Genomic DNA, 13022 nt, shown 5'->3' on the forward strand with positions numbered 1-13022 from the left:
GTCATTGCTCGTAAGGTAAGTGGTGGCAGCAGATCCGCGAGAGGATCGAAAACACGCATGACTTTATCGAGTTTATTCGGAACCTGGAACCTGCAGGAAAAGGATACTCTACTTACCTGCAATAAGAGCTTGCTGGAGCATTCTAATTTGTACTCATTGATTCTGAGCTGATACGTCTACACGTCTACACTCTCAAGCTTGACTGACGGCAGGCAGGGTAGGATAATTAGTGCTGAGGTGGCCAATTGGGAGAATCAAGGGCTCACAAAAGACAAGTCAAGAAGGCTCTGAAGGATTCGCAGCTTCAGACTGCGCTAATGCGCGCGGCTACGACATACGACAAGGCGCGCGTCGAGGTGATGAAAGATTTCGATGCCGCCGGGTCGCGAGATGAGGTCCGGGCGCTCAAAGAGCGGTGCGTCGGCAATATGGACACGCTCTTCGCCAGGTTCAAAGAGAGCGCAGAAGGTATATCGGCTGTTGTTCATGAGGCGACTGATGGCGCGGAGGCCGTACGGATCGTGCTGGAACTGGCGCGGGAGCGTGGGGTCAAAAAGATCGTCAAGTCCAAGTCGATGCTCACCGAAGAAATCGAGCTTAACCCAAGGCTCGAAGAGGCCGGGATTGATGTCACCGAAACAGACCTGGGCGAGTGGATCATCCAGCTCGCTAAAGAGAAGCCATCGCACTTCACCCAGCCCGCGGTCCACAAGACCAGAGAACAGATTGCGGAGCTTTTCTCGAAGGTGACGGGTGAGCATCAGGAAGCTGATGTGCGCAAGCTCGTAGATGTGGCGAGAGTGCAGCTTCGCAAGGCCTTTATTGAAGCTGATATGGGTATTACCGGCGCAAATATCGCCATTGCCGAGACCGGCGGGATAGTGCTGGTCACAAATGAAGGAAACGGTCGGCTGGTCTCCACGCTGCCGCCGATACACATCGCGATTGTCGGCTACGAGAAGCTCGTAGAGACGATGGATGATGCCAACGCCATCCTCAAGACCCTCTCAAAAAACGGCACGGCGCAGAAGCAGACGGCTTATGTATCGTTCATAACCGGACCCAGCCGCACCACTGACATTGAAAAAACTCTCGCCCTTGGCGTCCACGGCCCGAGGGAGCTTCATATAATATTTGTGGACAATGGTCGAAAGGCTATGGCTGCCGATAATGCCTGCAAAGAGGCGCTCTATTGTATCAAGTGCGGCGCGTGCCTGAATATGTGCCCTGCGTATAATTCTATCGGCGGGCACGCTTATGGCAACGCTTACATGGGTGGGATCGGATCGATACTCACTGCATTTCACCGTGATATGGATGCGACCCTGGACACTATAGGCCTTTGCACCGGGTGCGGTTACTGTACGAGTATATGCCCGTCGAAGATCGACACCCCATCTATGGTATTAGAATTGAGAAAGCGGCTGGTCGAAAAAAATTGCCTGAATGCCACTAGTCAGATCCCGATGAATATGCTCAAGAACCCTGAGAAGTTCAGGAATGCCTTGGCATTGGCGCGCAGTCTACAAGGGCCATTTGTGGACGGCGATGGGATGCTCAAGGATTTCCCAATCGGCCTTGCGATGGGAACTTCGAGAAAGATGCCCGGGCTTGCGAAACAGTTTTTGAGAGAGATATTGCCGGAAGAATCGTCCAAGTCGGGGAAGATGAGCGTCGGGTTATATGCCGGGTGCATGCTCGACTTTATCTACCCTGAGATTGGTCAAGCCATCTGGAATGTGCTGGGTAAGAGCAATGTGCGGGCTTTGTTCCCATACGCCCAAAGCTGCTGCGGAGCACCGGCGTTTTATATAGGCGACCGGGAGAGTGCGAAGGAGCTTGCCATGAGCAATATTGCGGCGATGGAAACCGGGTCGCCTGAATATATCGTGACAGGCTGCCCGACGTGCGCGGTTATGCTCAAGGAAAAGTATCCGGCTCTGCTGGCGGGGACAGAATGGGAAGAGCGTGCGAAAGCTTTATCGGATAAGGTATATGATTTTTCGGCTTTCGCGGTCGATATACTTGGAATCAAGATTGAAAAGAAGCTCGACGGCAAATTTACATATCACGACCCGTGTCACCAAGTGAGAGGCTTGGGCACATCCGATTGCTCAAGAGAGTTGATAAAGTGCGCGGGTATGGAGATTGTCGAGATGGAGAAGCCTGACCAGTGCTGCGGGTTTGCGGGCAGCTATGCGGTCAAGCAATCGGGAATATCATCAGCGATACTGGATCGAAAAATTAAATGTATAGAGGAGACCGGCGCAAAGACTCTTGTCACGGACTGCCCGGGATGCATTATGCAGATCAGAGGCGGACTTGCCACGCGCGGAAGCTCAGTGCGGGTGTGTCACAGTGCGCAGATAATCGAGGGGATAATCGACTAGTATGGCTTATACCGACCTGAGAGATTATATAAAGCATCTGGAAAAGTGCGGCGAACTCATACGGATAAAGTATAAAGTAAGCCCGAAGCTTGAGATCACTGAGATTGCGGACAGGACAGTGAAGTCGGGCGGTCCGGCGCTGCTTTTTGAGAATGTCGATGGCCCCGACCTGCCGGTGCTCATCAATCATTATGGCAGCATGCGCAGGATGGCTATGGCTCTGGGTGTCGAGAATCTGGATGATATTGGTGCTGAGATTGTAAATTTGATGCAGACTGAAGCGCCTGGTGGGCTTATTGAGAAGATGCTGCTGCTGCCCAAACTCGCCAAGCTGGCATCGGCTTTCCCAAAAACAGTGAACAAAGCGCCGTGCCAGGAAGTGGTGCGCACGGGTGAAGACGCAAGCCTTGCGTTTATGCCGATCCTCACGTGCTGGCCGGGGGACGGCGGGCCGTTTATTACTCTGCCAATGGTATTTACAAAGGACCCGGAAACCGGTAAGCGCAATGTCGGGATGTATCGTATGCACGTATACGATGACAAGACGACGGGCATGCACTGGCACATTCATAAGGTAGGGGCGAGGCATTTTGCAGAATATGAGAAGCGGGGTGAGCGGATGCCGGTGGCTGTCGCGCTTGGAGGCGACCCGGCGATCACATATGCCGCCACCGCACCCGTGCCTGAGGATTTTGATGAGATGATCTTTGCCGGTTTTCTGCGTAAGACGCCGGTGGAGATGGTGCAGTGCAAAACAATCGATATGCAGGTCCCGGCGAACTCGGAGATTGTGCTCGAAGGTTATGTGGAGCCGGACGAGCGAAGGATTGAGGGGCCATTTGGGGATCACACCGGATATTACTCACCCGCTGAGGAATATCCGGTATTTCACCTGACATGCGTCACTCACCGAAAGGACCCCATATATCCGGCGACGATTGTGGGCAAGCCGCCCATGGAGGACTGCTTTATCGGCAAGGCGACCGAAAGGATTTTTCTGCCGCTGATAAAGACGCAGATACCCGAGATTGTGGATATGAACCTGCCGGTGGAGGGGATATTCCACAACATAGCGCTGGTATCTATCAGGAAGCGATATCCCATGCAGGCGAGGAAAGTGGTAAATGCCTTGTGGGGGCTTGGGCAGATGGCACTGACTAAGATTGTTATAGTTTTTGATGAAAATATAGACGTGCAGGATATGAGTGAGGTCATATGGAGGCTCGGGAGCAATATAGACCCACAGAGGGATGTATTCTTTACTGAGGGTCCGGTGGATGTGCTCGACCATGCTGCACCGCAGGCTCTGTTCGGCTCCAAGATGGGTATAGACGCCACTAAAAAGCTGGAGGGCGAGAAGCACTGCAGGCCGTGGCCGGACGATATCGTGATGAGCCGCGAGGTCACTAAGAAGATAAATAGTATATGGGGAGAGTTGGGGATTGGATAGAGCTAAGCGCATTATGGTAGCTGTCTCGGGCGCAAGCGGGGCTGTTTATGCCCGGCGGCTGCTTGAAGTTCTGCCCTCGCTTTACGACACTATATACCTCACGGCCTCCGACAACGCTCTGGGTATTATAAAAGACGAACTGTATGTAGATGGCCTCACTGAAATAATCCCGCAGGCAAATGTGCATAAGTTTTCGATATTAAGTTGCGCAGACTTATCCTCGCCTACTGCAAGCGGATCACATGACTATGACGGGCTCATCGTGATTCCGTGCTCCATGGGTGTGGTCGGGAGGATTGCGTCGGGTGTCTCCAATGACCTGGTGACACGCGCGGCGGATGTCTGCCTGAAGGAAAGAAGAAAGCTGGTATTGGTTGTGAGGGAGACCCCACTTAGTCTCATTCATCTGAGAAATATGACCGCTCTGACAGAGGCCGGGGCAATAATACTGCCCGCAGCTCCTGCGTTTTACAATAAGCCGCAGAGTGTGGACGATCTTGTGGATTTTATTGTCGATCGGATTTTGAGGACCATCGGGGCGGACATGCACCTGATTGACGGATGGGGCGAGAGTAAGTGAAATCAGTAATTGCACTGCCGTTCCGTAAGCTTGCGGTCATACTAGACATGATCAAGTTCGAGCATACTATTTTTGCCCTGCCATTTGCGTTGTCGTCAGCACTTATTGCAGCTCGTGGAATCCCTGAGTGGCGCACGCTGGGTTGGATACTGGTCGCAATGGTTGGGGCGAGAAACGCGGCTATGACGTTTAACCGCATTGCCGACGCAAAGATAGACGCCGCTAACCCCAGGACTGCAACCCGCGCTATACCAAGCGGCCTGGTGTCTATCGGGTCGGCATGGGTGTTTACTATTGTATCTGCGGCTCTGCTTGTGTTTGCAGCTTACATGCTCAACCCACTTGCATTTGCTCTATCGCCTCTGGCTATTGTAGCTGTGATTATATACTCTTTCACAAAGCGGTTCACCAGCCTCTCACACTTGTGGCTGGGGCTGTGTTTGGGGATAGCGCCTGTGGGTGCTTGGATCGCAGTAACAGGAAGGTTGGAGTTTGCGCCTATGGTGCTCAGCGCGGGTGTGATTGCGTGGACAGCCGGGTTCGACATCATCTACTCACTGCAGGATATCGAGTTCGACAAAAAGATGGGGCTCTTCTCGCTGCCATCTCGACTTGGCGCGGGTAGAGCGCTGTTTGTGTCGAGGCTGCTGCATACTGCGATGGTCATAATGCTGGTATGGTTCGGTATGCTGACCGGCAGAGGATGGGTCTATTTTGCGGGCGCAGGGTTGGTCGCGCTCTTTTTGATATATGAGCAGAGTATGGTATCGCCGAAGGATATCAGCCGGGTCAACGCAGCGTTCTTTACTATGAACGGCTGCGTGAGCATGGCTCTGCTCGCGTTTGTAATGGTGGATGTGCTTACGTGATCGACAAGATAATAGGCAGCTGCGTAAGCAAAGCCATGCTCACATTTATTTTGATGGATGTGCATATATGATTGATGAAATTATCGGCGGCAGCGATGTCGCGGACGTGCTGCAAAAAGCACTTGATGGTAAAAGGCTGGATGTGGATGACGGCGTGCGGCTCTTTGGCTCGAACGACGTGCATGCCATAGGCGCCGCTGCAAATGAGATCAGGCGGCGGATAAATGGTGACCGGACTTATTACATTGTAAACCGCCACATAAACTACACTGATATCTGCAAGAACAGGTGCAAGTTTTGCGCATACTCGCGCAGTGAGGGCGATGACGGCGCGTATGCGATGAGCGTATCGGAAGTGCTCGAACGCGCCCAGGAATATTACGAGCAGATCAGGTTTACCGAACTGCATATAGTCGGTGGGCTGCACCCCAGTCTGCCGTTTTCATACTATACAGATATGCTGGGCACCCTCAAATCGCACTTCCCGGAGGTTCACATCCAAGCTTTTACAGCTGTGGAAATTGCGCATATGGCCGAGATTTCGGAGTTGAGTGTGCGTGACGTTCTCATTGCACTAAAGGAGGCAGGGTTGGGATCGATCCCCGGAGGAGGAGCTGAGATCTTCAGCCCCAGGGTGCGGGGGATCGTCTGCCCGGAGAAGATGCCCGCTGAAAAATGGCTGTCTGTTATGCGGCAGGCGCACAGCCTCGGGATCAAGAGCAACTCGACTATGCTCTACGGGCATGTGGAGACGGACCGCGAAAGGGTCGAGCATATGCTCACTCTTCGTGATCTGCAGGATGAGACGGGCGGGTTTATGACATTCATCCCGCTCAGGTATCACACTGCCAACACGCGGCTGGGAGAGGTAGCAAAACCGATGAGCGCACAGGACCACCTCAAGCTCTATGCGGTCTCGCGGCTTATGATAGACAATATAGCGCATATTAAAGTCTTCTGGATAATGCTCGGGCTCAAATTGGCGCAGGTTGCTCTGAGCTATGGGTCGGACGATATAGACGGCACTGTGATCGAAGAGAAGATAACACACCGCGCGGGAGCGACTACTCCGCAGGCCATGACTGTGGCAAAACTTAAAGCAATGATCGAGGAGACAGGAACGACGCCTGTAGAGCGGGACACGGTATATAACGAGGTAGTAAGGGATGAAACTGGGATGTTTGCCATATCTTAATGTAAGGCCGTTGGTGCATTCGCTGGAAAACGGCGAGCTGCCCGACGGTTGGGAACTGGCATACGCCCCACCCTCGCAGCTCGCTAAAATGCTGGCAGCAGGAGAAATCGCTGCAGCGCCGGTGTCTATCTTTGCCACGTTTCTTTATACAGACTTTAGCATATGCCCCGGTATATGCATCGCTGCTGATGGGCCAGTGATAAGCGTGCTGCTCATCTCAAAGAAAGAGCCGAAAGACATAGAAACAGTTGCGCTGGACACGAGCAGCCTGTCCGGGGCGAATATGCTTAAAATTTTACTAAAGGAGAGCTATGGCATGGAGCCTGCATTCATACGGATGCCGCCGGACCCGGTGTCGCATATGCTGGATGTATGCGACGCAGCGATGGTTATCGGGGACCCGGCTATGCTCTACCCGAAGGACGGGCTGTTTGTAATGGACCTGGCGGCTGAATGGAAGAAACTGACCGGACTGCCTGCAGTATTTGCAGTCTGGGCGGGCAAGGGAATAACACCTGAGCTTGTAGACATATTGCACGATGCCAAGGCAAAGGGGATGGCGAAGGTCCATCAGATAGCGCTCGAAGAGTCCAAAAGGCTGGAACTGCCTTTTGAAGTGTGTGATGAGTATCTATCGAAGATCATACACTACGATATGGGCGAGAAAGAGGTCGAGAGTATCAGGACATTTCACAAAAAGGCTGTAGAGCACGGGTTGGTGAGAGCATGATGAATATGCATGAAGGTCTGCAGCTATTTTATATGCCTCTGCCTGAACTGCTCGGAGAAGCCGGGCGCGCATGCGATAAAATGCACCCTGGCGGCATAAGGACATATGCAATCGACCGAAACATCAACTACACAAATATATGCGTCTCAGGCTGCAAGTTCTGCGCGTTCTACAAAAAGCCGGGGGACCCCGAAGGGTATGTGCTGACGGACGATCAGATATTTGAGAAGATACACGAAGCAGTCGAGCTGGGAGCGACTCAAATTCTGATGCAGGGCGGTCTACACCCCGACCTTAAAATAGACTACTTTGAATCGCTGTTTAAGAATATCAAGGATCGGTTTGATGTGCAGCTTCACAGTCTTTCTGCGCCTGAAATCGTGCACATAGCCAATATCTCAGGATTGAGTATTGAGAAGACACTGGGAAAGCTGCATGACGCCGGTCTCGACTCGCTGCCGGGCGGCGGGGCTGAGATGCTGGTGGACGAAGTGAGGACAGACGTCAGCCCAAGAAAGTGTTCGTCCGACCAATGGCTGGAAGTGATGCGGGCTGCAGCAAAGATAGGTATGCGCGCGACTGCGACTATGGTGTTCGGCATGGGCGAAACCCTGGCGGACAGGGTCTATCATATGGACAAGATCAGAGCTTTACAGGAAGAGACGGGAGTCTTTACTGCATTTATCCCATGGCCGTTTCAGCCGGGTAACTCGGAACTGGATATGCCTGCTGTAGGCGCTCACGATTATCTGAGGACTCTGGCCGTTGCTCGGCTGTATCTGGATAATGTGGAGAATGTGCAGGCGTCATGGGTCACGCAGGGCAGTGAGATTGCTCAGATGGCGATGAGTTCCGGTGCGAACGACATCGGCAGCACGATGATAGAGGAAAATGTTGTGGCGGCGGCAGGGTGCCGTCATAGAATGAATGAAGCTGAGATCATTGAACTGATCCATCTGGCGGGGTATGATGCGGCGCAGAGGACAACCGGGTATGAGTTGCTGAGAGTTTATCCGGTAGGTAGTGTTGGGATATGATATCCGGTTTTTCTGTTTCGGTCGCGATCGGATATCGCGACCGAGCTTAGACTTCGCTCGGAATGACTATGATTGAAACGCTTGAAATAATCAATATAAAATATCAAATACAAAATAAAAAAGCCCCTCTGCCGGGGCTAATTTGTCTGGCGATTCGTTTATTTTCTGCGCTTCCAGGGTCGAAGGACGATCCCACCAATGCCTGTCATCAGAGCGAGTATAGAACTCGGCTCTGGAACATCCGGCGGAGGAATCGCACCTACAACACCACTGCAGCTTGGCTTGAACCCGAATTCCGGTGAACTGCTCTGTGTCCTGTAAACAACACATGTAGCAGGCGCCTCGGGCCGAAAGCTTTCCGCGGATGCCAGCGGTGTGGCCTGCGCAGGCTGAGTCTCATAAGCCTGAACCGTATAAGCTACCGGTGCAGACTCTATAGGCTCAGATGCAATCTCAAACGATTGACTGCTCGCCAGCTCAAGAGGCTCTTGCAGGACTTGCTCGGCAACAACCGGCTCTACAGTCGGCAAATTGCTTTCAATGTCAGCAAAAGCAGGAGCAATGCAGGTAACCATCAAAGTAACTATTGTTATCGGGACTGCAACGCGCATATTTTTGTTCCTCCAGACACAGTGAAAGGCTGCAAGAATCGTGCCAAAAAACAGACTTAGCAAAAACTCTGCAATAATAGCAGGTAGCAAGGGCTATAAACTGGTAAAATTGCTGGGTGAGAGCCGGATTATCGATCCGATCAAGACACCATTCGGTGACTCCGCGCCAATACACGAAGTAACCAGGGACGACGCGCGAGTGTTCGTTATGTCGCGACATGGCGAGTCCGGCTATCAGATCTCAGCTCCCTTCGTAAACTACAGAGCCAATATATGGGCGCTCAAAGAACTCGGCGTAGAACAGATAATTGCGTGGTCCGGCCCCGGCGCAATTGATCCGTCAATACCCATCGGAGATTTATTGGTCCCCGGTGATATTATCGATGAAACCAGGGGACGAGCCTATACATTTTTTGAAGGGCTCGGCATCGGATTCATAAGGCAAAACCCTGTGTTCTGTCCACGGTTGTCTGCAAGCCTTACGCAGGTCATTAAAGCGCGCCAGGGGCACTGCCGCACACGAGACGTATATGTCTGCACGCAGGGGCCAAGACTCGAAACACGCGCCGAGATCAAAAAATTCTCATCATACGGCACAACCCTGGTCGGAATGACACTTGTGCCGGAAGCGTTCCTGGCCAAAGAACTCGAAATTTGTTACTGCCCGGTCTGTTACATTACAAACTACGCTGAAGGGGTTGTCGAGCGTTCCTATGAACCCGGCAAGCTCTTCGAAGGACTGCTCTCCGACCAGGAGAAAGCGAGAGTAGATGCGGCTGTCGATGCGCTGCCGGGTATAGTAATCGAGGCGCTGACATCCGCGCAAGATACACCTGAATGCCGGTGCGGACAAGCCATGGAGCGCTACAGGCGCCAGGGTATTATCAGCTCAAACTGGCACAAATGGATTTAGTAATTTAGATTTTATATTGATTATTTTGGTGGGTTATTACAACCTCGGTGGTGATTTCCGAATCACCATCGCACGGTATAGGGTCAGGATTCGGAAATCCTGACCCAGATGGAAAGAAATTCTGACCCAGACGGAATGATTTAGTAATTTAGATTTTATATTTTATATTTGGTGGATACTTATATGAATGTGCTTATTACAAATGATGATGGGATACATGCCGAAGGGCTTTTTGCCCTAAAGACGGCTTTTGATAAGATAGCAAAAGTGCATATCGTAGCGCCGGACAGGCCAAGGAGCGCATGCGGCCACTCCATAACGCTTCACAAACCACTGCGGGCTGATAAGGTAAAACTCCGCGATGGAAGCACGGCATTTGCCAGCAATGGAACGCCATCAGACTGCGTGAGCCTCGGGCTGCTGGGAGTGATAGAAGAGAAAGTCGACCTTGTTATCTCAGGGATCAATCGAGGTCCGAACCTGGGCTGGGACCTGACATACTCCGGGACAGTCTCGGCTGCCATGGAAGGTGCCATTTCCGGTGTGCCGTCCCTTGCCATATCCGTCGCTACATATCAGTCCGATGTAAACTACTCGACTGCCGCGCGATTATCAGTCCAGATCGCAAAAATTCTGCAAGAACATAAGCTGCCGGAGAGCACACTGCTCAATATCAACGTTCCACCCGTGGACTCGGACATCAAAGGGATCAGGATCACAAAAGCAGGCAAACGCAGATATATGGGAAGCCTGGAAAAGAGGTCCGATCCCACCGGTAGAGACTACTACTGGCTCGGCGGCGACCAGCCTGTCGACAGCCTGGATGAGGGCACCGACGTGAAGGCAATTGCCGACGACTACATCTCCATTACACCTATCCATCTCGACCTTACGGACTACGCCGCACTTGAATCTATCCGTTCATGGGGCTTGGAAGAGATCGATGTCGGTAAAATTTAAACCCAAAAACATGCAATAATACCACCCGTAGCAATAGTCTATATAATTGATGGATCGTTCCGGCAGGAAACATTTATTCCACGGCGAATCATTTGTTATTGGCAAGTACTGCAAATTTCGTATACAATTGGAACAAGCAGGCATATTCAGCAGTATACATTAATAAAAAACGAATAACCATGCCACTCCAGGTAGGATACCTGGAGGGATACAAAAAAACAAATTACATACAATATGGGGTGAAAAATGTCAGTCCTTTTACGCATCGGACGCTGTGCAATACTCCCCGCTCTACTTCTTGTGGCCGCCCTCCCCTGTATGGCCATTTCAATGAATGTAACCGCAGGTTTCAGTGATACCGCAAAGGCCTCCAAATGGATGCCGATCACTGTGAGTATGGTCAACAACTCATCAGAGGATGTGGCAGGCACTCTCATCGCGGCACAGGTGGAACCTGAAAAGAACACACCTGTCTGCGCAGCCCCCGTGATCCTGCCAGCGAACTCTAAAAAGCTCTATCACGTTTACACCAAGATCGCAGGCTATGGAGCTAGCATGCAGGTGTCGTTTGTACACACAAATGGCGCGACGGACACAAAAAAAGTCAATGTCAATGCCGCTACTGAAGATGATAAGCTGATCGTGTCGGTAGGCAATCGAGCTTCAAGGCTGAGTTTCTTATCGGGTGAAAAACTGCCTGTTAAGACAAAGCCCGTACCAAACACATATGGCGGCCCACAACCGCCGCCCAGCCCTACTGAGGCGACTATATTTCCAACATCAATCGAACCCAATGCTCTGCCGGACAGACCGGCGGCATACGAAAGCGTCGATATGCTGGTCCTCTCGGATTTCGATTCATCATCCGTAAGGCCCGACGCGCTCAAAGCCATCGGAATGTGGGTGGCATCCGGCGGGACGCTTGTCATATCGACCGGAGCCGACTATAAGCGATTCACCAACGATTTTTATGGCGACCTGCTGCCGGTAAAGATCACCGGCGCGGCAAGTGTGCCCGGACTCCCGACGCTCGGCAGTTTCGGCAAGACGGCTTTTCCGTCCGGCGCGACGACTGTCGCAATGAGCACGGTTAAGCCCGGAATCGGGAAAGTAATCGTGAGCGAGTCGGGGACTCCGATATTGGTCGAGAGGAACTACGGCTCAGGCAAAGTCGTCTTCATCGCGCTGGATATTTCGTCTCAGCCATTCAACTCTTGGAACGGGCAGACCCAGTTTTGGAAGAACCTGCTCAAGTCCGAACCGGCCGGGCCGCTGGTGGAAACGGCCAAGGGATTTATCGAAGACAACGGACCTGGATATATGTCTCAGAATGAAGGAGCAAGGCCGGCAATGTCCGGGGTTGTGACTCAGAGCGTAAACGTTAAGACCCCCACTATCAGCACAATCGGGTTGTTTCTGATTGCGTATCTGATAGTGCTGGTGCCGGTCAACTATTTTGTGCTCAAGCAAAGGCGCAAGCTCGAACTCGCCTGGATCACAACACCGGTGATTGTATTGGTATTTACTCTCGGCGCTTATGCAATCGGATATACTATGAAAGGCGGCAGGCTGCAGCTTCGTGAAGCAACCCTGATTGAGGGATCGGCGAATGCCAGATATGCAAGAGTCGTAAGCGACGCATCGCTCTTCTCCCCGGCGCGGCGGCGATATAATATCGAGATTGATGACAAATACGCAATAAGCCAGGCTATACCTGACGACAGCACAGATGCCATAGCCCCGGCGCTGCTGGCGGACACGACTATTATCAACGACGTGCCGATGGCAATGTGGTCGAACAAGTTGTTTGAGTCTGTAAGCGGAGTCGACCTGGGCGGTGAGATCAAAACCAATTTGACGCTCACAGGAGGACATGTGCGAGGCACGATCACTAATGAGACCGGCATCACCTTTACGGAATGCGCGGTTGTCTGTGGATCGGCGTCCAGCCCAGTAGGTAACATTGGACCAGGAGCAACCGTCAAGATCGATATCGCTCAGGCTCCGGCACCTAATAATCAATCCCGGTATCCTTACCAAAATCCATCAAATGACCTTGGATACTCACTTAACACTTTTGCAAAAGATCAGGCAGGTTATGCCGGATGCCCGATACTTGTTGCGCGTGGAAGTGGAGATGGAGAGTATAGCATCAAAGGATTGTCTCACGACAGGCAGGCAGGCAAAGTGTATGTTTTCAGGCTATTATAGCCCTCACCCTTGCCCACAAGGCGAACGCATCTTAAGAAATATGTCTCCGCTTTGTTCGGGCAGATTTAAAATCTGC

General features: G+C 52.0%; 11 protein-coding genes. 10 read left to right on the plus strand and 1 reads right to left on the minus strand.

Features of this window, described 5'->3' with window-relative positions:
* Positions 1 to 245 precede the first annotated feature (245 nt).
* The 7 genes from ldhH to mqnC all read left to right on the plus strand — a co-directional run bounded on the left by ldhH (position 246) and on the right by mqnC (position 8251).
* Positions 246 to 2390: an L-lactate dehydrogenase (quinone) large subunit LdhH gene (gene ldhH / locus ABFD83_09230; protein ID MEN6357251.1), complete on the plus strand. Its 2145-nt coding sequence runs from the start codon at positions 246 to 248 to the stop codon at positions 2388 to 2390.
* A gap of 1 nt (position 2391) precedes the next feature.
* Positions 2392 to 3840 (plus strand): menaquinone biosynthesis decarboxylase, encoded by a 1449-nt coding sequence (locus ABFD83_09235; GenBank protein MEN6357252.1) that lies wholly within the window; start codon positions 2392 to 2394, stop codon positions 3838 to 3840.
* Positions 3833 to 4420, plus strand: a complete 588-nt coding sequence (locus tag ABFD83_09240; protein ID MEN6357253.1) for a UbiX family flavin prenyltransferase — start codon at positions 3833 to 3835, stop codon at positions 4418 to 4420. The genes ABFD83_09235 and ABFD83_09240 overlap by 8 nt, the downstream gene beginning before the upstream one ends.
* A complete protein-coding gene (locus tag ABFD83_09245; GenBank protein ID MEN6357254.1) occupies positions 4417 to 5289 on the plus strand; it encodes a UbiA-like polyprenyltransferase in 873 nt (290 codons plus the stop codon). Before ABFD83_09240 ends, ABFD83_09245 begins: the two co-directional genes overlap by 4 nt.
* A 67-nt stretch (positions 5290 to 5356) precedes the next feature.
* Positions 5357 to 6484, plus strand: a complete 1128-nt coding sequence (mqnE, locus tag ABFD83_09250) for an aminofutalosine synthase MqnE (GenBank protein ID MEN6357255.1) — start codon at positions 5357 to 5359, stop codon at positions 6482 to 6484.
* Entirely contained in the window at positions 6456 to 7214 is a 759-nt protein-coding gene (locus ABFD83_09255) for a menaquinone biosynthesis protein (protein MEN6357256.1), read from the plus strand. Before mqnE ends, ABFD83_09255 begins: the two co-directional genes overlap by 29 nt.
* Positions 7211 to 8251 (plus strand): cyclic dehypoxanthinyl futalosine synthase, encoded by a 1041-nt coding sequence (gene mqnC, locus ABFD83_09260; GenBank protein ID MEN6357257.1) that lies wholly within the window; start codon positions 7211 to 7213, stop codon positions 8249 to 8251. Before ABFD83_09255 ends, mqnC begins: the two co-directional genes overlap by 4 nt.
* Before the next feature lie 158 nt (positions 8252 to 8409).
* Here the strand turns inward: mqnC and ABFD83_09265 are convergent, their stop codons facing one another.
* A complete protein-coding gene (locus ABFD83_09265) occupies positions 8410 to 8862 on the minus strand; it encodes a PEP-CTERM sorting domain-containing protein (protein ID MEN6357258.1) in 453 nt (150 codons plus the stop codon).
* A 40-nt stretch (positions 8863 to 8902) separates the two neighbouring features.
* On the opposite strand from ABFD83_09265, the gene ABFD83_09270 reads away from it, so the two are divergent.
* The 3 genes from ABFD83_09270 (at position 8903) to ABFD83_09280 (ending at position 12946) form a co-directional block, all read left to right on the plus strand.
* Positions 8903 to 9775, plus strand: a complete 873-nt coding sequence (locus ABFD83_09270) for an MTAP family purine nucleoside phosphorylase (protein ID MEN6357259.1) — start codon at positions 8903 to 8905, stop codon at positions 9773 to 9775.
* A gap of 183 nt (positions 9776 to 9958) precedes the next feature.
* The gene (gene surE / locus ABFD83_09275) at positions 9959 to 10735 is read left to right on the plus strand and encodes a 5'/3'-nucleotidase SurE (GenBank protein ID MEN6357260.1); all 777 of its coding nucleotides are present in this window, start codon (positions 9959 to 9961) and stop codon (positions 10733 to 10735) included.
* 318 nt (positions 10736 to 11053) lie between these two features.
* Positions 11054 to 12946 (plus strand): hypothetical protein, encoded by a 1893-nt coding sequence (locus tag ABFD83_09280; protein ID MEN6357261.1) that lies wholly within the window; start codon positions 11054 to 11056, stop codon positions 12944 to 12946.
* Positions 12947 to 13022: the final 76 nt, after the last annotated feature.

The organism is Armatimonadota bacterium, assembly GCA_039679645.1.
GTDB lineage: Bacteria > Armatimonadota > UBA5829 > UBA5829 > UBA5829 > UBA5829.

Excerpts from the sequence above, each read along its gene's own strand:
- mqnC (MEN6357257.1), top strand. The coding sequence starts at position 7,211 with ATGATGAATATGCATGAAGGTCTGCAGCTATTTTATATGCCTCTGCCT.
- ABFD83_09280 (MEN6357261.1), top strand. The coding sequence starts at position 11,054 with ATGGCCATTTCAATGAATGTAACCGCAGGTTTCAGTGATACCGCAAAG.
- surE (MEN6357260.1), top strand. The coding sequence starts at position 9,959 with ATGAATGTGCTTATTACAAATGATGATGGGATACATGCCGAAGGGCTT.
- ABFD83_09235 (MEN6357252.1), top strand. The coding sequence starts at position 2,392 with ATGGCTTATACCGACCTGAGAGATTATATAAAGCATCTGGAAAAGTGC.
- ABFD83_09265 (MEN6357258.1), bottom strand. The coding sequence starts at position 8,862 with ATGCGCGTTGCAGTCCCGATAACAATAGTTACTTTGATGGTTACCTGC.
- mqnE (MEN6357255.1), top strand. The coding sequence starts at position 5,357 with ATGATTGATGAAATTATCGGCGGCAGCGATGTCGCGGACGTGCTGCAA.
- ABFD83_09255 (MEN6357256.1), top strand. The coding sequence starts at position 6,456 with ATGAAACTGGGATGTTTGCCATATCTTAATGTAAGGCCGTTGGTGCAT.